This window comes from Paenibacillus sp. FSL E2-0151 (genome assembly GCF_037993015.1).
Classification (GTDB): domain Bacteria; phylum Bacillota; class Bacilli; order Paenibacillales; family Paenibacillaceae; genus Paenibacillus; species Paenibacillus amylolyticus.
In genome coordinates this window covers 210,027-229,599 of the sequence record NZ_CP150308.1, presented here as the reverse complement: position 1 = coordinate 229,599, position 19,573 = coordinate 210,027, and the positions used below count along the sequence as shown (strand labels likewise).

Annotated in this window: 16 protein-coding genes; 5 read left to right on the top strand and 11 right to left on the bottom strand. The window is 47.1% G+C overall.

Going from position 1 to position 19,573, the window contains the following annotated elements; translation table 11 throughout:
* From MHI55_RS01095 to MHI55_RS01080, 4 genes are all read right to left on the bottom strand, one after another.
* Complete coding sequence (locus MHI55_RS01095) at nt 1-801, bottom strand: TPM domain-containing protein (RefSeq protein ID WP_340388349.1); 801 nt, start codon at nt 799-801, stop codon at nt 1-3.
* Nucleotides 798-1,829 (bottom strand): hypothetical protein, encoded by a 1,032-nt coding sequence (locus MHI55_RS01090; protein WP_047841485.1) that lies wholly within the window; start codon nt 1,827-1,829, stop codon nt 798-800. Before MHI55_RS01090 ends, MHI55_RS01095 begins: the two co-directional genes overlap by 4 nt.
* Nucleotides 1,830-1,865: 36 nt before the next feature.
* The gene (locus MHI55_RS01085; protein ID WP_340388347.1) at nt 1,866-2,570 is read right to left on the bottom strand and encodes a PspA/IM30 family protein; all 705 of its coding nucleotides are present in this window, start codon (nt 2,568-2,570) and stop codon (nt 1,866-1,868) included.
* A gap of 305 nt (nt 2,571-2,875) precedes the next feature.
* Entirely contained in the window at nt 2,876-3,094 is a 219-nt protein-coding gene (locus MHI55_RS01080; protein ID WP_340388345.1) for a hypothetical protein, read from the bottom strand.
* Between the two features lie 228 nt (nt 3,095-3,322).
* Between MHI55_RS01080 and MHI55_RS01075 the strand changes: the two genes are divergently transcribed.
* From MHI55_RS01075 to pdxA, 4 genes are all read left to right on the top strand, one after another.
* On the top strand, nt 3,323-5,005 hold the full coding sequence (locus tag MHI55_RS01075) for a PrpR N-terminal domain-containing protein (RefSeq protein ID WP_340388343.1): 1,683 nt from the start codon (nt 3,323-3,325) through the stop codon (nt 5,003-5,005).
* A gap of 167 nt (nt 5,006-5,172) precedes the next feature.
* Nucleotides 5,173-6,159, top strand: a complete 987-nt coding sequence (locus tag MHI55_RS01070) for a 2-keto-3-deoxygluconate permease (RefSeq protein ID WP_036616292.1) — start codon at nt 5,173-5,175, stop codon at nt 6,157-6,159.
* Between the two features lie 95 nt (nt 6,160-6,254).
* The gene (locus tag MHI55_RS01065; RefSeq protein WP_340388341.1) at nt 6,255-7,550 is read left to right on the top strand and encodes a four-carbon acid sugar kinase family protein; all 1,296 of its coding nucleotides are present in this window, start codon (nt 6,255-6,257) and stop codon (nt 7,548-7,550) included.
* Entirely contained in the window at nt 7,547-8,548 is a 1,002-nt protein-coding gene (gene pdxA / locus MHI55_RS01060; protein WP_062837729.1) for a 4-hydroxythreonine-4-phosphate dehydrogenase PdxA, read from the top strand. Before MHI55_RS01065 ends, pdxA begins: the two co-directional genes overlap by 4 nt.
* A 214-nt stretch (nt 8,549-8,762) precedes the next feature.
* Here the strand turns inward: pdxA and MHI55_RS01055 are convergent, their stop codons facing one another.
* Nucleotides 8,763-9,686 carry an AraC family transcriptional regulator gene (locus tag MHI55_RS01055; RefSeq protein ID WP_340388339.1) on the bottom strand — a complete coding sequence of 308 codons (924 nt, stop codon included), beginning with the start codon at nt 9,684-9,686 and terminating at the stop codon, nt 8,763-8,765.
* Between the two features lie 199 nt (nt 9,687-9,885).
* Between MHI55_RS01055 and MHI55_RS01050 the strand changes: the two genes are divergently transcribed.
* Nucleotides 9,886-13,059, top strand: a complete 3,174-nt coding sequence (locus tag MHI55_RS01050) for an alpha-mannosidase (RefSeq protein ID WP_101314822.1) — start codon at nt 9,886-9,888, stop codon at nt 13,057-13,059.
* 117 nt (nt 13,060-13,176) lie between these two features.
* Here MHI55_RS01050 and MHI55_RS01045 read toward each other — a convergent pair whose 3' ends face one another.
* The 6 genes from MHI55_RS01045 to MHI55_RS01020 all read right to left on the bottom strand — a co-directional run bounded on the left by MHI55_RS01045 (nt 13,177) and on the right by MHI55_RS01020 (nt 19,568).
* Nucleotides 13,177-14,031, bottom strand: a complete 855-nt coding sequence (locus MHI55_RS01045) for an aldo/keto reductase (RefSeq protein WP_101314821.1) — start codon at nt 14,029-14,031, stop codon at nt 13,177-13,179.
* 165 nt (nt 14,032-14,196) lie between these two features.
* Nucleotides 14,197-15,441: a macrolide family glycosyltransferase gene (locus tag MHI55_RS01040; protein ID WP_339190332.1), complete on the bottom strand. Its 1,245-nt coding sequence runs from the start codon at nt 15,439-15,441 to the stop codon at nt 14,197-14,199.
* Between the two features lie 181 nt (nt 15,442-15,622).
* Nucleotides 15,623-16,072, bottom strand: coding sequence for a hypothetical protein (locus tag MHI55_RS01035; protein WP_339190334.1), 450 nt, complete (start codon nt 16,070-16,072; stop codon nt 15,623-15,625).
* A 383-nt stretch (nt 16,073-16,455) separates the two neighbouring features.
* Nucleotides 16,456-17,709: a mechanosensitive ion channel domain-containing protein gene (locus MHI55_RS01030; protein WP_339190336.1), complete on the bottom strand. Its 1,254-nt coding sequence runs from the start codon at nt 17,707-17,709 to the stop codon at nt 16,456-16,458.
* A gap of 148 nt (nt 17,710-17,857) precedes the next feature.
* Nucleotides 17,858-18,499 carry a polysaccharide deacetylase family protein gene (locus tag MHI55_RS01025; RefSeq protein ID WP_101314819.1) on the bottom strand — a complete coding sequence of 214 codons (642 nt, stop codon included), beginning with the start codon at nt 18,497-18,499 and terminating at the stop codon, nt 17,858-17,860.
* A gap of 193 nt (nt 18,500-18,692) precedes the next feature.
* Complete coding sequence (locus MHI55_RS01020) at nt 18,693-19,568, bottom strand: carbohydrate ABC transporter permease (RefSeq protein ID WP_180361873.1); 876 nt, start codon at nt 19,566-19,568, stop codon at nt 18,693-18,695.
* Nucleotides 19,569-19,573: the final 5 nt, after the last annotated feature.

Sequence of the window (19,573 nt, the reverse complement as noted above, 5' to 3'; positions counted from 1 at the left end):
TTAGAACGATCGGCTGCTACCGCTATGGGAATGGCCACCTCGGGTAGTTCCTCCACCGCCGCCTCCGCCACCGTTATTATTGTTCTTCTCAATCTTGCGTTTGGTGACAGTTGTACGAATGTACCGATCCTGACGATCAATTACACTGGAATTACTGGAATCCTCATATGTTGCACGATTGACAGTAACTCGCCCGCCAGAACGATGGGTCATTACACCAACTACAATTCCTCCGATTGCCACGGATACAGCAAGTTGAAACCACGTATTGAAGAGGATATTATCCGGGTTTACCCCGGGCTTAAGATCCATATATTCGTAGGAGAGCTCCAGATATTTTTCAAAAGCCAATCTATAATTTCCATCCGATACATCTGGGGCAATTTTGGCCGTAATTTTATCGGCTCTGCCATTATCGATGTACTCTTCCCCTTTGTAAAAACCAGCCAGATACATCTTCCGATTGTACATGTCTATTGTAAGAATAACTGCGTTTCCATGCGTTTTATCGTAACCAAATCCCTGATCGTCATAAAAGTCTTCGGTAAGCAGTTTTTCACTTTTATGCTCCTCGTTATTGGAGGTATAGATTACAAAGTCCGTCTGCCGTTCTGCGCCATACTGATTCGCAAGTAGATTCAATTCACTTATCTCCTGCTCACTCAGCAGGTTGGCCTCATCGTAGATGAGATTTTTGCTCTCCGCTGCGGATGCCGATGACATGGGAATCAACGGAGCGACAAGGGTTATCATAAGTAAAATGAGCGTAGCCATCACGGCCAGAGGGGTTCTTTTCCTCATAAGAATCCACCTCCCATCATCCAGGAAACCAGCTTCAGTGACAGTAACGAGACCGCAGATACCCCTGCGAACCATCCAGCCACTTTGGCTTTGCTGATCGGCGGTTTACCGACCACTTTACCTGTCTGACCATTCATGGCAAAGGTATACTGTGCCCGATTATAGTCATAGTTGACCATCCAAACCGGGAGCAACACATAGTCCGCGTTTTTGAGCGTAGTATCAATCTGTTTGTCCGTGTAGCTCACACTGCTATAACCGGATACGGTTGAGGCAATATAAGAATCAATGTACGATCTTGTTTTATCCTTCGCCCGTGGGAAAAGTTCCTCATCTGTATAACTGTATTTTTCCGCAATGTACCCCGCCAGATACGGGGTCTTGAACAATTTCAGCTGGTTATATGGGAACGGCTCCAGCTTATCCATCAGTTCATCCTTCATTTTCTCCGATGCATCAATGGGCAGATTCACGTAATTCAGCCGAATCCGGCGGTATATATCGAAATGCTGTGTTTCTGTGTAATGGTAGTCGCCCTGTGTGTAGGATCTGACCTTGGTGCCACGACCATGCACTTCGATTTTGTTATGTAACTCGTACAACCAGAACGGCACGTACATGCCGGTAATGCTCTGAATCCGATCGGCGGACATGAAGCCACTTGGCGTTAAAAGGCCGTTTTTGCACCACTTTTTGAAAGCCTGCTTGGCTTGATCCTTGTTGATCGAAAAGGGAATCACCATCGCAGGGGCCAGATTGCCCGTCAGCCGATCACTGAGTACAACCGCTGCACCGCAGAAACTACATGTCGTCGCACTGGTCTCCGGTTCTGTCACAATGTCAGCTCCGCAGCTGTTACAGTGGTATTCTTTGACCTCGTTTTCGGTGAATACTTGTCTTTTCAAGGGATCGGGGATCTGCTCTATGTTGTCCTGGCGGCCGCAGCTGGGACAGGATAATGCACCTGACACACTGTCAAAGATCATACCACTGCCGCAGTTTGGACACTTATATTCAATAACCGGCATCTGCTCACCTCAATGTTAACGAAATGGTGTAACGTATTACTTATTCTTCAGCTTTTCCTGAATCGCTGCGAGTTCTTCCTCTGCACTTGGCGACGCACTCTCATTATTACCCGCATCTGCGTTCATGTCCCTCTCCAACTGGGCAATTAATTCGTCCAAATCATCTTCCTGCGCCCCAGCACGAAGTTCTGCCAAAGCCTCTGCTTCGTTCAGCGCCTGGTTCGCCTTGTCTTCCATGGCCTTCCATGCAGCATCAGCTCTGCCCGCAGATGCATTCCGTTCGTTGGCCTGTTGCTGCGCCTTTGCATCTGCCATGCGACCTTTCAGTTCTGCATGCCGCGCCTCCAATTTCCCCAGATCTGCAACGAGTTTATCATTCATATGTTTCATCATCTTGGCTTTGGCTGAAGCACGTTCATAGGCAGCCTGTAATTCGTTCAATTTGCCAGCCAACTTCACTTTCTTCTCCAGAAAACCACGTGCCTTGTCTTCGTCTCCCGACTCCGCCGATTTTTCCGCATACCGCTGTAACTTGTTGACCTCGGCGCTGCACTCATCCAATGCTCGCTTCGCCCGGCTCTCATCCGACAGCACCGCTGCCGTTTCAGCCTTCACCTGACCCAGATCACTGCTCAGGCTGCGCATATATTCATTCACACTTTTCTCCGGGTCTTCCGCCCGAGACAACATGTGGTTCACATTGGCCTTCATCACGTCTCTAAACCTCGATAAGATTCCCATTACTTGTTCCTCCTCCGAAAAGTTCATATGTATACTATAATACATGAATACGCCCACATACGTTTCACATTTCACGATGGCAAGTGGAGTTACTATGATCCAAATACGTACTATAAAACGTAATATAAGAAAAGACGAGCACTTTATAGTGTCGCCTTATAATCAAAAAAATCACTCATAATTATCAGTATCATTCTTCCTCAATCACAGTTAATTAATGAATTGCATACTTTCATCTGCGATCCGATTTGGATCGGTATTATGGGTTTTAGTCCTTTGCTCCTATTCCACAAATCCCTACCTAACTATGGCTCGACCGGAAGGCTCTCCACAGCTGTGAAAAACACATCCAGTAGCTCAACGTTGTACGTAATGCGGACGTATTCGGTTATTAACGCCACATCCTCTTCCCCCTGATACTCCAAGCATGGGCGGCCCTCACTCCACAGCACCCTGCACGGGAACTTCCCGACAACATCCTTAATGATGTGATCCGGCTCAGCTACTTTATGAATGTCTCCCATATGAAATCTCCTCATTTCTCTATACTTATCGTGTGCAATTATGCATTAATTTTGAAATACATAACGATTCGATTCAGTGCACTTCATCACATTCCACTCGGAGAGTTATGAAGGCATAACACACAGGCATTTTGCAGACACAACAGGGCTGGTTCCCCCATAGGTGCCATTCCTTCGTAAGTTGGCTATAATAAGGGGATCAAATTTTTCTATAAAGGCAGGAAAATTATGCGTACACTGGTTCACTTTATTGCTCCCTACGAATCGATGATTCCTATTATACAAGAGTGCATTCCTCGCTTTCCCCAGTTAACCATTCAGACGGACGTGGGCGACTTGGCAAACGGTGTGGAATTAGCAACTCAAGCTGAGAAAAACGGTGCAGAGATTATCATCAGCCGCGGCGGAACCGCCCAACTCATAAAAAAAGCAGTGACCATTCCCGTCATTGATGTGCAGTTATCGGGCTATGATATGATTCGTTCACTTACCCTGGCAAGCCAGTTTAACGGCCAAACAGCCATTGTTGGCTTCTCCAACATCACCTCTGGTGCACAATCGATTATTGATCTGATGGATCTGCCCCTCAAGGTCTATACCATACATAGCTCGGAAGATGTCGCCCGATTACTCTTGGAGTTGAAAGCTTCCGGGTACCGACAGATTGTCGGAGATGTGATCACCGTCAACACCGCGAAGACCTACGGTCTGGAGGGGTTGTTAATCCAATCCGGACAGGAATCCATCCTTAGAGCGATGGAGGATGCACAGCTGGTCTACCGTTATTTGAGCAAAAATCATGCGATATCGATCATACTGAATGACCTGGTTACACGGGAACATCCCAATTTACTTATTTTAAATGAACGGAATGAAGTTGTATTCGAGAACCTGACCGATTTTGGGAAAAATCCGCTGACCGATAATCACATATATCTGACCAATACCAGTCTGGAGTTCCATCAATCCCAGATCCAAAATGTGTTCATGGTGGACGATTACCAGCTCACGGTTAACGCCTATGAAACGACCCTGGACAACAAGAACTACAAGGTATATATGCTGGAAAAAGGACAACCCTATGCCTTTGCACAATTCGGCATAACAACGTTTACGGACGCATCGATGGAGCCTATCGTTGCCGAATCCCCTGCCATGCAGGCGGTATTACAGAACATTCGGGCACTCTACGAGAATCATGAACCGATCTATCTGCGGGGTGAAGCAGATTCCGGTAAATCTTTTCTGGTCAAACATATTCATCAGATGTACTCAGGTGGCGGACTCTTATTACAGATGGATCTCTCGCAAGTTCCGCCCGGTCATTTGCAGAAGATACCACTCGCCAAGGTTAGAAATGTAGAGATTAACCACATGGAAACACGTATGGAAGATCCGGAGTTGCTCGCCTTTATCCAGAACTGCCTTCAAAATCAGATTGGGGTGTTTATACTCGGGGAACAGATAATGAACCCGCAGTGGTCACTTGATCTGGAGCTTAATACAATCATGATGCCAAATCTTGCGGATAGACCAGAGGATCTGGCTCCACTGATGCAGCATTTCCTGACGGATTACTACCACAAATACGGAACTACTGCGGTGAGAATCAAAGAAGATGCTCTACAGCTGATCCAAGATCAGATCACACATATGAATGTCAACCAGCTGAAACATCTGATCAAGCAGGCTGCACTCAACGAACAAGATTATGTAATCACCACGGCTACCTTGTCCCGCTTGCTGGATCAGCAACCTTCTTCAAGCCCAATGAAGTTGAACGGTACGCTGAAGGAGATTGAGAAAGAAGTTATTCAGTTCGTGCTTCAGGAGGAAAATAACAATCAATCAAAGGCCGCAGAGCGTCTGGGGATTAACCGGGCCACATTATGGCGTAAACTTAAAGATTAACTTTAAGTTTGCGTCTTTTTTATCGCTTTTATGTGTTGCATTTTTAAACAGTTAACAGCGTATTTAAAATTTAACAATAATTTATTGTTGCTATATTAAACGATATGGGATAATATAATCCCTGCAAGCGCTTCATAAAAACGATTACTTCATAAGGAGCTACTACTATGAACATTAAAGCAACTTTAGATCGCATCCCTGGCGGTATGATGGTCGTTCCCCTGTTACTTGGTGCAACCATTAATACATTCTTCCCGAATGCCCTGCGCATTGGCGGATTCACGGAAGCACTTTTTGTTAACAGTGCCAGTACGTTGATTGCCCTGTTCCTGTTCATTGCGGGTACACAGATTACGTTTAAAACAGCAGGTTCCTCTGTCGGCAAAGGTTTGACCTTGCTTACGTTCAAATGGGTGATTGGTGCAGCCCTTGGTTTTATCGCTATTTTGTTCGCGGATTCAAACGGGTTATTTCTCGGTCTGGCCCCGCTTGCGATTATTGCTGCGATGACTAACTCTAATGGCGGTTTGTACATTGCTCTCGCCGGCCAATACGGGAAAGAAGATGACAAAGCAGCCTACCCTTTCCTGGCTCTCAGTGATGGTCCTTTCCTGACCATGGTAGCGCTCTCCATCTTTGGTGCGATGGGTTTTGCAAACGGTATGTTTTCCCCTATGGCCTTTGTCGCGGTATTGCTTCCGCTCATCGTTGGTGTCATTATTGGTAATCTGGACCGCAATCTGGCGGAATGGCTGCATAAAGGCAGTGACAAACTTGTTCCGTTCTTTGCATTTGCTCTGGGTATGAACATTAGCTTCTCCTCCATCATTCAAGGTGGTCTTAGCGGAATTTTACTGGGTGTGTTAACCGTGTTATTAACGGGCGGAATCGGTTTCCTGCTCTTTAAAGCCATCGGCTGGAACCCCATCGTGGGTGCTTCCGAAGGTTCAACAGCCGGGAATGCCGTAGGTACACCTGCTGCCATCGTGGCTGCTAATGCTTCATTTGGCCCGATTGCCGAGATTGCTACGGTACAAATTGCAGCGAGCGTTGTAACAACAGCCATCCTGTTGCCGATCTTCATCGGGTTCCTCTCCAAACGACTGGAGAAATCAGGCGGAGTCGAGAAATACAATCAACGACCAACCACATAAATGGGTATCACCTGATTTAATTTGCTTGATCTGTGCTTAATGGATGATCTGAACGGACTTTTTACTAAATTGTGCTTACAAGGAGGGATGACTGCATGAAATTAGCCATTATTGCAGATGATTTGACCGGTGCCAATGACAGCGGGGTGCAGCTTGCCCGTCATGGCTTGAAGACCAGTGTTCTTTTTAATATAGATGAAGGCCCTCTTACACGTTACGATGCCGTCGTCTTTGATACAGATAGTCGTTCCATATCCTCGCAGGAAGCGTATGACCGTGTATATCGGGCTGCTGAATTGCTGACGAACAACGGATTTGAGACGATTTTCAAAAAAATGGACTCCACCATGCGCGGTAATATCGGCATCGAGATTGATGCTGTATATGATGTCGTAAAGCCGGACTTTATGATGATTGCCCCGGGTTATCCAAAAAATAACCGGACGATATTGGAAGGAATCCATTACCTGAACGGCGTTCCGCTGGCAGATACTGAAATTGCCCATGATCCGAAGACACCTGTAACGATTTCCTACCTTCCGGACTTGTTGAAACAACAGACCAAGTACGAAGTTGGCGAGATCACCGTCGCCGATCTGGAAGCCGGGCAGAATCATATTCGCACCAAGCTAGAACAGTTGAAAACAAATAACATTCCGTATGTAATGGTGGACTCCACCGAAGAAAGACATCTGGAACTGATTCTGCAGATGACTCGTGAGTTGGAGTATACCTTTACTTGGGCAGGTTCGGCGGGCATTGCCAATTACCTCCCCGCACATTACGAGTTGGAATCCAGGGCTGCGTCACTTGATATCCCGGAGAATCCCGGTCCAATCCTAACGGTGGTTGGCAGCGTGAACAAAAACTCCCGCGAGCAGCTGCATCGCTTGATGCGCAAGTCCCGCGTAGCTTCAGTCTCCTTCCATTCCTTCAAAGCGGTATCCGCGACCGCAGACCGCGCGGAAGAGATGGAACGTGTCTATAACGAGGTTCGAGACAAAGCGCTGGAAGGACAAGATGTTGTCCTCTACTCCACCGCTGAACAGGTGGATATCGAACTGGCACGAGCAACGGGCGAAATTCGTGGTCTCAATCACACGGAAGTCAGCAACGAGATTGTACTTGCGATGGGTGAGATCTGTGCCAGACTGCTGGAAGAGGGATTGTTCAAAGGGGTATCCATGACCGGTGGCGATACAGCAAAACAACTCTGTCTGAAATGGAATATTAGCGGCTTCGAGCTGCTGGATGAGCTTGAAATCGGCGTGCCGATCTCCAAGTTTATCGGGATTGATGATCTGCATGTGATTACCAAAGCAGGCGGATTCGGCAAACCGGATGTCTTTATCCATGCGATTCAAAAATTAAAAGGGGGTATTCTCGTATGAAACCTACAATTGGAATTACGATGGGCGACGCAGCAGGTATTGGACCGGAGATTATTATGAAAGCACTGGGTCATCAAGAGATGTACGATCAGTGCAATCCACTCGTTATCGGTGATGCGAAGATTCTGGAGCGTGTGTTGCCTGTCATCGGTTCAAGTCTGAACGTTAACGCGATTCAAGAGCCTTCTGAAGCCAAGTATGAATTCGGTACAGTGGATGTGATTGATCTGAACCTCGTTCCTGCGGATCTGGAATATGGTAAAGTATCTGCCGTGGCTGGAGATGCAGCATTCCAGTTTCTCGCCAAAGCCATTGATCTTGCCAAAAAACAGCAGATTCACTCCATCTGCACCGCACCTTTGAATAAAGAAGCTCTCCATCAAGGGGGGCACCTGTATCCGGGGCACACCGAGATTCTGGCTGACCTGACGGATACGCAGGACTTCTCGATGATGCTGACTACGCCTAATCTGCGCGTTATTCACCTGACAACACACATGGGTCTGATCGATGCCATTGCGAGTATTAACCCGGAAAGAACCTACACCGTCGTGAAGCTTGCTCATGATACGTTGAAAAAAGCAGGCTTTGAGAATCCGCGCGTTGCCGTATGCGGAATCAATCCTCATGCCGGAGAGAACGGCTTGTTCGGTAATGGTGAAGAAGAAGAGAAACTGCAGCCCGGCATTGAGCGTGCGCAGCAGGAAGGCATTAACGTCGTTGGTCCACTCCCGGCGGACACACTCTTCTTCCGCGCTGGTCGCGGTGACTTCGATATCGTTGTAGCCTGCTACCACGACCAAGGCCATGCGCCGATCAAAGTAATGGGCATCGAGGAAGGCGTAAACATCACCGTTGGTCTGAAAGGCGGTATCATCCGTACGTCTGTTGACCACGGTACGGCCTTTGATATCGCTGGCAAAAATATCGCAGATGATAAAAGCATGTTGGCTGCCATCCGCTCCGCTATTGAGCTGGCGCCGAAGGATCAAGTTTAAGAGTAGCCGTCATACGGGGACATGAGTGAGAGAGTGAGTCTGGTCAGGAGGACCATCTCCAGGTAGACGTATCTTTATATAGAAGGAAAAAGAAAAAGGCATTCCCTTGTAACTTAGAGGGTTTGCCTTTTTTATTAGTCCTCTATACATTCTTGGCTGTCGCGATTTATGCAACACATCTCCACTGACATCCCCAGATTATCTCTGTCTTCAATCAGCGCTCAGGACTACCCAAAGATATCAGTTCACGCTTACTCTGTGAATGTCTGCTACGGCGATATGCGCTCGGTGACATGCCATTCAGTTTATTGAAAATGCGATTGAATTGAGAGAAGCTGGCGAAGCCACACTGTGCAGCAATTTCGGTGATTTTTTGGTTAGAGTTCAGGAGCATCTGTTGGGCGTTACGTATTCGGGTCATCTGAATATACTCGGTAAACGTAAAACCTGTGACTTTGTTAAACTGACGGGATAGATGATGAGCACTCACGAAAAACCGTTTGGAGATCTCTTCGAGCGACAGTTCATTCTGATAATGACTGTGAATATACGATGCAATGGCATACATCCGCTGCGACATAGACGAACCTGTCTCTTCACGAACGTAGCTATTCTCAGCCGAGTATCGATGGATCGCACACAGAAACTCAACAAACTTGCTATGGATCGCGACTGAATGAAGTGCGGAGGGATCCTGTGATAGAGCATAGATTTCATTTAAAGGGTTCAATACCGCCTGGCGCCGTTCTTCTGTAAATCGGAATATAGGGACCGGTTTATCAAAAATCGAGAACAACTCTGTGTAACCGCTCTCAAGACCAGGTGTATTACGTGGCATGGCAAAGGTGATCATCAATCGTTTCGGCGGGGCACCCTTCGGATATTGCGTTTTATGCAGCAAAGAAGGCTGCAACAGAACGATATCCAGAGGCTGGATCTCATATAAACTGCCTTCAATGATGTGCGCAGCTGTGCGATCCAGAAGGATACAGATTTCATAGTAATCATGGAAATGCTGAAATTCCATATTCAGTTCATGGGAGCGCTCGTCATAATCCAGATGATAAAAAAGCGAATCTCCAGGCTGGTTCACATGGATCGCATATCCCTGCTCGTATGCCAAAACCGATGGTGTCATGGACATGCCCCCTATCCTGATTCTAATGATTTTATTTTAGCATGAAATGCAATAAAAAGACGTTATTTTCAGCATACAATACGTAGTTTCGCCCATTTCTCTTTTGTTATGATAGAGTTGATATGTTAGCGCTTGCAGTATTTTCGCCCCAACAACGACTACAGCCTGTACTTACTACAAACCAAGGTGGGAAACCAACATGAAAATGAATTCCTTATATACTCGAATCCATACCATTGTGAAACACTTGGAACGTGCACGACTGACCTCAAAGACATATATACCGGAACTTTATCATAAAGAAAGTGGATACCACTCCTGGGAACTGGTGCATGAGGACCCTTCCTCCTGGAACGTATTCCGTAAGGGTGATGGCTGGGGTGGCAAAGATGTACACAGCTGCTTTAAAACCCGCATTCGAATTCCGGATCATCTGGAAGGAAAAAAGGTCGTGTGTACCATCGTTACTGGTGCTGATGACATCTGGAATTACGATAATCCGCAATTCTTAGCATTCCTCAATGGGGAACTGATCTGCGGTCTAGACGTGAACCATACGGAAATTGACCTGACACCCGCTGCGGCAAAAGGTGATGAATTCGAACTGGCATTATATGCGTATTGCAGTACGTCTGCCGCGGATGTTTTTCTAAATGTATATATCGCCGAGCATCATCAGCAAGTCTCCGATTTGTATTACGATCTCAAGGCTGCGCTGGATGCTGCGGATCTACTGCGTGAGGATGATCTGGAGCGCCTGAAGTTGGTCGAACATCTGAATAAAGCCGTGAATCTGCTGGATTTGCGCCAGGAAAACAGCTCAGAATTCCATGCATCGGTACTGGAAGCGCGCCGATATCTGCAAGATCATGTCTATGGTGATATCCGCCCTGCCGGTGATCACATCCCTACCGTGCACTGTATCGGACACACGCATATCGATGTGGCATGGCTGTGGACGCTGGATCAGACTCGGGAGAAGGTCATTCGTAGCTTCGCGAGTGTATTGTATCTGATGGACAAGTTCCCAGAGTATACCTTCATGTCCTCTCAGCCCCAGCTGTATGCGTACTTGAAAGCAGACTACCCATCCCTATATGAGAAAATTAAGGAAAAGGTGGCCGAAGGCCGCTGGGAAGCGGAAGGTTCAATGTGGCTGGAGGCTGATTGTAACTTGATCTCGGGTGAATCCATGATCCGTCAGATTATATACGGGAAACGTTTCTTCAAGGAAGAATTCGGCGTAGAGAACCGTGTGCTCTGGCTGCCGGATGTATTTGGTTATAGTGCAGCGATGCCGCAGATTATGCGCAAGAGCGGCATTGATTATTTTATGACAACCAAAATTGCCTGGAATGATACAAACCAGATTCCAAACGACACGATGTACTGGCGAGGAATCGACGGATCAGAGGTCCTGACCCATTTCATCACAGCAACAGACTATGACAAACACCCTGATTTCAGGCAGCGTCGCTTCGAAACGACCTATAATGGTCGGTTTAATGCTTCGCAAGTAAAAGGTACGTGGCAGCGATACCAGAACAAAAACATCAATGCAGATGTCCTGCAATGTTTCGGATTCGGAGATGGCGGCGGTGGACCAACCGAAGAGATGCTGGAGCATGGCAGACGACTTGATATTGGACTGCCGGGTGTACCCGCAGTGAAACGCACCTTTGTACGCGAGTTTTTCGAGAAGCTGGAGCAAAATCTGGCTGATGTTCCTTCCGTTCCTCGCTGGTCGGGTGAGCTGTATCTGGAGTATCACCGGGGTACCTATACTTCCATGGCGCGTAACAAACGGTACAACCGTCATAGCGAATTTGCGCTGGCTGATGCCGAGCTGTATGCCATGATTCATCGTCAGGCGAATGCACAGGCGGCCTATCCAACCGATGCACTGGAGCATGCATGGAAGCTGACGATGCTGAACCAGTTCCATGATATTCTCCCGGGCAGCTCCATTGAGCAGGTATATGTGGATTCCAAGGAGCAATATGAAGAAGTGCTACGTGTCACGGATGAGCTGAAAGACAGTGCGCTGAACGGCATTGCAAGCCAAATTACATCTGATGGCGAAGCCATTGTAGTATTCAACACGACCGGATTTGTACGGACGGATGTGGTTGAACTGCCTGCTTTTGCGAGAAAAGTAACCGTCTATGATGGAGATCGCCCTGTACCAAGCCAGCGGACTCCCGAGGGAGGCCTCGTGTTCCTTGCAGAGAACGTGCCTGCATCCGGGTATAAATCTTTCCGAATCACACCAGATCTAACAGACGAGCTTGTCGCGGGAGTTTCGGTTGCACAGTGGGAAGCAGATCGGCGCCATATCCACACACCTTGGTACGATATTCACCTGAATGAAAGTGCCGAGTTCACATCCGTATGGGACAAGCTGGAGGGCCGTGAGCTGCTCCAGTCTGGCAAGCGTGGTAACGTGCTGCAAGTGTTCGAGGATCGACCTGCGGAATACGAGGCATGGAACATTGACGATTATTATGAACAGCATATGTGGGAGATTAATGACCTGCAGTCGCTGGAGTGGGTTGAAAGTGGGCCGGTACGTTCCGTGCTTCAAGTGAAGCGACAGTTCCTGGACTCGGTCATTGAGCAAACGATCATCTTCTATGCGCACACGCGCCGGATTGATTTCCGTACGTTTGTGGATTGGAAGCAGGAGCATTTGCTGCTGAAAGCCGCTTTCCCGCTGGATATCTGGAGTGAAAAGGCCGTCTACGAAATCCAGTACGGCAACGTTGAGCGTGCTACCCACCGTAATACCAGCTGGGATCAAGCCCGGTTTGAAGTGTGCGGGCAGAAGTGGGCCGATCTGGCGGAGAACGGGTACGGTGCTGCTCTGCTGAACGACTGCAAATACGGATATGATATTCATAACTCGGTGATGCGACTGTCGCTGATCAAGAGCGCAACGTACCCGAATGAAAATGCCGACAAAGAGCAGCACGTATTCACCTACGCGCTCTATCCGCATCAGGGCGACTTCCGTGAAGGACGTGTCATCCAAGTTGCTTATGATCTCAACCGTCCGCTGGTTGCCCGTGAAGTAAGTCCGCAAACCGGTACGTTGCCGGGAACATGGTCAATTGCATCGGTCGATCAGGATAATGTCGTGCTGGAGGTTATCAAAAAAGCCGAGAACAACGATGATATGATCATCCGAGTCTACGAAGCACATGGCCGCCGCAGCCGTGCTTCCCTGCAATTGCCTGAGGGAGCAGGTGCTACGGCGTACGCGTGTGATTTGCTCGAGAATAACGAAGCGGAATGCGCCGTGGAAAATGGTCGAATTTCTTTTGATATCAAACCGTATGAGATTCTGACCTTCCGTATCCCTGCTGAACAGTAAACAGAAATTACGCAACATGAAAAACTGCAACATTGCTTAATATGCTTCAACAATAAAGCAATAAAGGGCTGCCACCTGTCATATCTGACATGAGAGCAGCCCTTCATTTGTCGTTCTTTAAAATTCTTCGTACTCGCTTGGGTCCTGATCCCACAAACGTCCATCTGGACGATTAAATGCAGAGATGACCTGCATCTCTTCTGTGCTCAACTCAAAATCGAATATATCGATATTTTCCTGTTGATGCTGCAAGGAGCCGGCTTTCGGAATGGGAATGGAACCCAGCTGAACATGCCAGCGCAGAATAATCTGGGTTGGCGTTTTGCCATGCGTTTCCGCAATCCGAAGAATGTTCTCATCCTTCAGAATATCCTGTACGGCATCATTGCCACGTCCAATCGGACTCCAGGATTCGTTCACGATGCCATGCTTTGTATCCTGTTCCCGCTGATCGGCTTGGTCAAAGAACGGATGCAGCTCAATCTGATTCAGACTCGGCGCTATCCCCGTTTCCTTAATCAGCCGATCATTGTGCTCAGGCAGGAAGTTGCTGACTCCAATGGATCGGATATATCCACGTTTTTTGGCTTCGATCAGTGCTTGCCATGCCTCGACATATATGTCCTTTTTCGGATTGGGCCAGTGAATCAGATACAGGTCGTAATAATCCAGATCCGCTCTGTACAGGGATTCCTGGATCGCCACAAGTGCTTTATCATGAGCGTGATAACGCCCCGGCAACTTCGAGGAAATGAGTAGTTCTTCTCTGGCGATGGAGCTTTGTTTGATTGCTCTGCCCACCGTTGCCTCATTCTCATAGTTATACGCCGTATCAATTAATCGATAACCCGCATCCATTGCGGACGCGATCGATTTAACGCCTTCTTCACCTTTTAAACTATAGGTACCAAATCCAATTGCAGGCACTTTCAAGCCATCGTTCAATGTATATTCCGGAATTTGATGATTCATCTGAAGACTCTCCTTTGCAAAAGGTATACGAACAATATGGTAAAAATAATGCCCCTCTCCGTTTATCTACCCCTCCATAGGCGCTTGAATCAATTGGAAGTCACCACTCCATTTTAGTCGGGTGACGGCTTCCTCTTCTAGCTCTCATGAAGAACGGTCTCCTTTTCATTCAAACGAAGAGATGGGCGTGGCCGATAACCGTTGATTGCCTATAAAGTTCTTAATAGCCATAGCAGCCTGCTTATACCCGCCAGCATCGCGTAACGTTTTCCCAATAACCTCAGCATGCTCCTTGTAGGAGGCATCACCGAGCACTTCTAATACTGCGTTTCTAAGCACATCGGGTGTAAGGTTATTTTTGTCCACGATGACCCCTGCTCCCAACTCCTGTACCCGGCCTGCTACACGCGGCTGATCCGATGTTAACGGAAGCATTATTAATGGTACATTGTAATACAAAGCTTCGCTGGTACTGTTCATGCCTGCATGGGTCAGAAAAGCATCTACACACTGCAACACTTCCAGTTGAGGGACATAGGGTCTTATGATGAAATTGTCAGGAATGAGATCAGCAATGGGCTCTATATCGGTATCCTTCCCAGAAGACAAGATAAACTGCACAGGCAAATCACGAAAGGCCGTAAAGCAAAGCTTATAAAAATCAAGATCCTTATTTAAAATGGTTCCCATCGAAATATAAACTGCCTGTTTGTAAAGAGCATACAGAGATTCGTTTGCAAAGCCTGGCGCATCCTTTCGGGGGATAATAGATGGGCCAGTGAATACAAAGCTGTCATCCAGCTTCTCCCCCATGGGTTGAAAATAACGACTTGTATACACAATCTTCAGTTGTCCTGAATGCTCTAAAAGTTCCGCCAGGGAAGGTACAGCCACATCGAACTGGGAAGCTATTTGCTGGGACACTTCCACGATGCTGTTATATAGCTCCTTGACCTCCTCCGTATCATCCTTCAGTTGATTGTCTGACCCAAGAGGCTCCACAAAAACAAAGGTGCTGGTTGAGCATACCGTTGGTATACCTAGCTTCTCACCTAGAATTTGTCCTCCCCAGCCTATGATAGAGTCAAAAATGATATAATCGTAGGTTTCATGTTCGATCAGATTCAGAACATCTGGAATAAACCGTTGAATAACTTTTGCCAATATCATATATAAAAATTGGTAAGGATGCTTGAGTTCAAATGGCTTCATATCAGGGTTGTTGAGTAGGGTTGCCTCGTTGAAGGAATAGGCCTTAAATTGTGCGCCTAACGCTTCAATCTTCGTCCGGTATTTTTCGGTACAACAGTAAACCACTTCATCACCGTTCTCTACCAGTTCCTTGATTAATCCAAGCGACGGATTGATATGGCCTTCTGCAGGGATCATCACAACTAATACACGTGCCACGGCACTCACCTCCATTAAATTTTCCAATGCACTCAAGTGGGGGATATGGTAACCCATTCTTCCAGACCATTGGCTTGAATAAATAAAACTCTACTACCTCATTGAGGCGGTAGAGTTCCTATTCATGAGACGGAAGCATTAAAGTCTACGATACCTAACGTTTTTTACTCTCACGAGCTGGTCACGGCACCCAGACATCCCTTTTATAAAAGGTTACGCTGTAAGCATCGGTATCGCTGTATCGTCCATCTTTGCTTATCACTTTAAAATATACATTATTGTAGTCGACAAGAATTGTATCCGCTCCTGACGTATTCGTAGAAGAAGCAACCAAATTTCCAGCGCTGTCATAGGCGTACAGATCGTAATCATAGCCGGAAGGAGAACCCAGCACGACAGATTTGCCATGCCCTCTGAATGTAAAGTAGTCTACATCTGTCGGGGATGATAGATAAGACCAAGCACTTCCACCCCAGTAAGCCGGACCGTAGGGAGTGGCCACCGTTTGCGTTGGGATTTTATACGCGGTGCTCAACGTGTCATTCGACTCGTAATTATCCGCCAAGGCCGTACCCACAATCGATCCTGATAAAAGCGTCACCATAATAGCAGAATACAATGTTTTCTTCATTTCATTCTCCCTCCATTTCTTTTGAAAAGTTAGCACGCCAAAGAGACTTCATGCTTTTCCCTCGTTCATAGACACGCCTGATCAGAAAAAGCTCCAAATCACCCCTTTCAAAATATGGAATTAATTATATTATAATGTAAATAAATACATATTGTCTACTTGTTTTTGCAGACATTCTGTTTTGTTATCTTGCACTGAACCCTATCTCATGAACTGACCGTCAGTCTCATAAATAAAACATTTGGATGTGTTCCTGTGATTTTAAAAATTAGCCAACTTACCAACACTCGACGTGTTCTCACCCTTGGCCAAATTGGAGGGGCATCCAAACGTAAAAACGACCACCAATATGGTGGCCGTCACATCTATTTTGATGAATCCTCTTAATACTCTCGCGAGTATTGTTTATCCTCTTTCAGTTGCACGATATCATGTCCGGTTGGATTCTGGAAGGCCCGTAGTCCAAATGTTGACGCCACCGCGAAGATATGGTCAAAGATATCCGCCTGAACGTTCTCATATACACCCCAGTTGATATCATTGCTGAATGCATAGATTTCCAGAGGCAGCCCGCGATCTTCCGGTGCTAATTGTCGCACAATCATCGTCATATCTTTATTGATTTTTGGATGATTCCTCAAATATTGATGGATATATTCCCGGAATACACCGACATTTGTCAGTTGTCTGCCGTTCACGTTGCTTTCGGTATTCACCTCGTGCTCCATGTTGTACGCTTGAATTTCCTTTAATTTTTCCGTGACATAATCAGTCAGGTAGTGGATTTTCTCAAATTCAGCCACCATCTCTTCCGTACAAAAACGGATACTGCTGATATCAATATAGATACTCCGCTTAATCCTTCTGCCACCGGACACCTGCATCCCTCTCCAGTTACGGAACGAGTCCGAAATGAGGGCGTAGCTGGGAATCATCGTAATGGTTTTATCAAAATTCATAACCTTTACCGTATTCAATGTAATGTCGATGACATCACCGTCCGCATTATACTTTGGCATCTCGATCCAGTCACCAACGCGCACCATATCGTTCGACGATAGCTGTACACCCGCCACGAGGCCCAGGATCGAGTCTTTGAATACGAGCATTAATACCGCCGATAACGCCCCAAGTCCACTAAGGATAATGAGCGGGTTCTGTCCGATCAGGCTGGAGATGACGATAATGCCCCCGATAATGAACAGGACAATCTTGGCTACCTGAATGTAACTCTTGATTGGGCGAATCTTCGACACCTCATAGGTACGATAGATATCATCGAACACATTCAGCAGAGCATTCAGAACCGTAATCATGATAACAATCATATAGGTCATTGCTGATTTTTCAATTATGGCCTGATAGGGCGAGAAAATATAAGCAGAATAATAGATTATAATGGCTGGCACAAGATGCGACAGCTTCTGAAATAAATTTTTCTGAACCACAATATGGCCCCACTTGAAACGGTTGTTACTTACGATACGATGGACCGTCTTCAGTACCACTCGCTTGGCAATCACATTCGCCAATATCGAGATCACTGCTATAAAAATAATCATAATGATGTTTGAAAGATAACCAATGGAGGGTCCACTCATGCCGAGTTCTTCTAGTTGATTTCTGATAAAGTCCATTGTTTCCTCCTGACATAATCTAGTTTAGCCTATTATTATAAAGTAGTTTGAGAGGGCAAGCAAAGTTTGTGCTCCCGCTCCGTTCTTCCTATGTATTATATATATTAAAAAAGGACCCTGTCATTCAAAGAATGATGGGTCCACTTGATTATGTCGTCTTTGCATCATGATCACGAGAAATGTCCAGCAACTCACTCACCGTCACCAGACGGTACCCTTCCGCGACCAGTTCATCCACCAGCACACGAACCGCCTCCACCGTCTGGGAACGATCCCCGTACCCGTCATGGAATATGAGCACGCTGCCGGGTTTCACCGCAGACCGGGTATGCTCCAGAATGTGCTCAACGCCGGGATTGTCCCAATCTCTCGCATCACCGTTCACCGCACCAATCGTACGATATCCACGCTCCGCCGCCAGAGACAATATATCATCGTTTACGCCAAAATACGGCGGTCGGAAGCAGCGGGCAGGTTGCCCCGTAACTTTTTGAACAAGATTTTCTGCACGTTGCAGCTCCTCTCCGGCTTCCTCCAGCGTCAACTTGGTCAGATCCGGATGCGTGTACGTATGGTTGGCGATCTCATGCCCTTCACGGTGCACCTCCGCCGCAATCTCCGGGTGGTTCTCTATCTCTTGGCCAATCATGAAAAACGTCGCCTGCCCACCGGCACGCCGGAAAATCTCAAGCACTTGAGGTGTATAGACCGGATGTGGCCCATCATCAAACGTGAACGCCACAACCTTTTCCCGAACAGACTCCTGCTCTACCATCACGATATTGACCATACTATAATGACCCCTCTCTGAAACTGACTGGCTATATACCCCTTATTATTCCATGACCACAGGCTCCGGTCTAGTCCAGAGATCACACCTTGCGAAATCCCGAATCAAGTCGATATCTACCAGAAAGAGAGTACAAGCGAGCGAGCAGCAAGCCCTTCTACCGCCACGCCCTCCAGTCCAGCCCAGCCTCCAGCTAACCTTTGATCGCACCTGCGATCATACTCTTTTGCACCTGTTTGTTCAGCAGCAGATAGATGACCACCGTCGGCACCGTCGTAATCATCAGTCCAGCACCAATGATACCCCATTGCGTAATGTACGTTCCCACCATCGACATCATGCCCACCGTCAATGTCTGGTAAGCCGTGTTATTGATAAACGTTACTGCAAACATCAGCTCATTCCAGCATGACAGAAATGTGAAGATGGCTACCGTTGATATAGCCGGGGTTACCAGAGGCAGGATAATGGAGAAAAACGTCCGGTATATGCCGCAGCCGTCGATAACCGCCGACTCCTCCATCTCTCTTGGGATACCTTTGAAAAAACTGCCCAGAATGAATACAGCCATCGGAATGCCAAATGCCACATAAGGAATGATCAGAGACCAGTAGCTGTTGAGCAGGCTCAGATTCTTCAAAATAATAAACAATGGCAGCAACGCCGCATGAATCGGCACCATCATGCCCAGCAAAATGATTGTCATCGTCAACCCGCTGAGCTTCCAATTCATTCTCGTGATTGCGTATCCCGTCATGGAGGACAAGATCAGTACCAAGACAATGGAGGCTGCAGTAACCAACACACTATTCATAAAATAGGTCAGCACATGGCCGTCGGACATTGCTTTGGTGTAGTTGCTCCACAAAAACGTTTTGGGTAACCCGGCCACATCACCGCTGAAGATCTCACTGTTATCCTTCAGGGAAAACAGCGCCAGCCAGATGAGCGGGTAGATCTGTACAATCGCAACGAGGATCAGAAACGCTTGCAGGAACACTTTCCCGATCGGTCCGGAGATGGACCTCGGCTTGGGCTTTTTTTGCAACATGACTTCTACGGTACTCATGCCTT

What these genes read in the sequence shown, in the direction of transcription:
- MHI55_RS01090 (WP_047841485.1), bottom strand. Translation starts at nt 1,829, where the DNA reads ATGCCGGTTATTGAATATAAGTGTCCAAACTGCGGCAGTGGTATGATC.
- MHI55_RS01085 (WP_340388347.1), bottom strand. Translation starts at nt 2,570, where the DNA reads ATGGGAATCTTATCGAGGTTTAGAGACGTGATGAAGGCCAATGTGAAC.
- pdxA (WP_062837729.1), top strand. Translation starts at nt 7,547, where the DNA reads ATGAAACCTACAATTGGAATTACGATGGGCGACGCAGCAGGTATTGGA.
- MHI55_RS01065 (WP_340388341.1), top strand. Translation starts at nt 6,255, where the DNA reads ATGAAATTAGCCATTATTGCAGATGATTTGACCGGTGCCAATGACAGC.
- MHI55_RS01050 (WP_101314822.1), top strand. Translation starts at nt 9,886, where the DNA reads ATGAAAATGAATTCCTTATATACTCGAATCCATACCATTGTGAAACAC.
- MHI55_RS01025 (WP_101314819.1), bottom strand. Translation starts at nt 18,499, where the DNA reads ATGGTCAATATCGTGATGGTAGAGCAGGAGTCTGTTCGGGAAAAGGTT.
- MHI55_RS01095 (WP_340388349.1), bottom strand. Translation starts at nt 801, where the DNA reads ATGAGGAAAAGAACCCCTCTGGCCGTGATGGCTACGCTCATTTTACTT.
- MHI55_RS01030 (WP_339190336.1), bottom strand. Translation starts at nt 17,709, where the DNA reads ATGGACTTTATCAGAAATCAACTAGAAGAACTCGGCATGAGTGGACCC.
- MHI55_RS01020 (WP_180361873.1), bottom strand. Translation starts at nt 19,568, where the DNA reads ATGAGTACCGTAGAAGTCATGTTGCAAAAAAAGCCCAAGCCGAGGTCC.
- MHI55_RS01075 (WP_340388343.1), top strand. Translation starts at nt 3,323, where the DNA reads ATGCGTACACTGGTTCACTTTATTGCTCCCTACGAATCGATGATTCCT.
- MHI55_RS01070 (WP_036616292.1), top strand. Translation starts at nt 5,173, where the DNA reads ATGAACATTAAAGCAACTTTAGATCGCATCCCTGGCGGTATGATGGTC.
- MHI55_RS01045 (WP_101314821.1), bottom strand. Translation starts at nt 14,031, where the DNA reads ATGAATCATCAAATTCCGGAATATACATTGAACGATGGCTTGAAAGTG.
- MHI55_RS01035 (WP_339190334.1), bottom strand. Translation starts at nt 16,072, where the DNA reads ATGAAGAAAACATTGTATTCTGCTATTATGGTGACGCTTTTATCAGGA.
- MHI55_RS01080 (WP_340388345.1), bottom strand. Translation starts at nt 3,094, where the DNA reads ATGGGAGACATTCATAAAGTAGCTGAGCCGGATCACATCATTAAGGAT.
- MHI55_RS01055 (WP_340388339.1), bottom strand. Translation starts at nt 9,686, where the DNA reads ATGACACCATCGGTTTTGGCATACGAGCAGGGATATGCGATCCATGTG.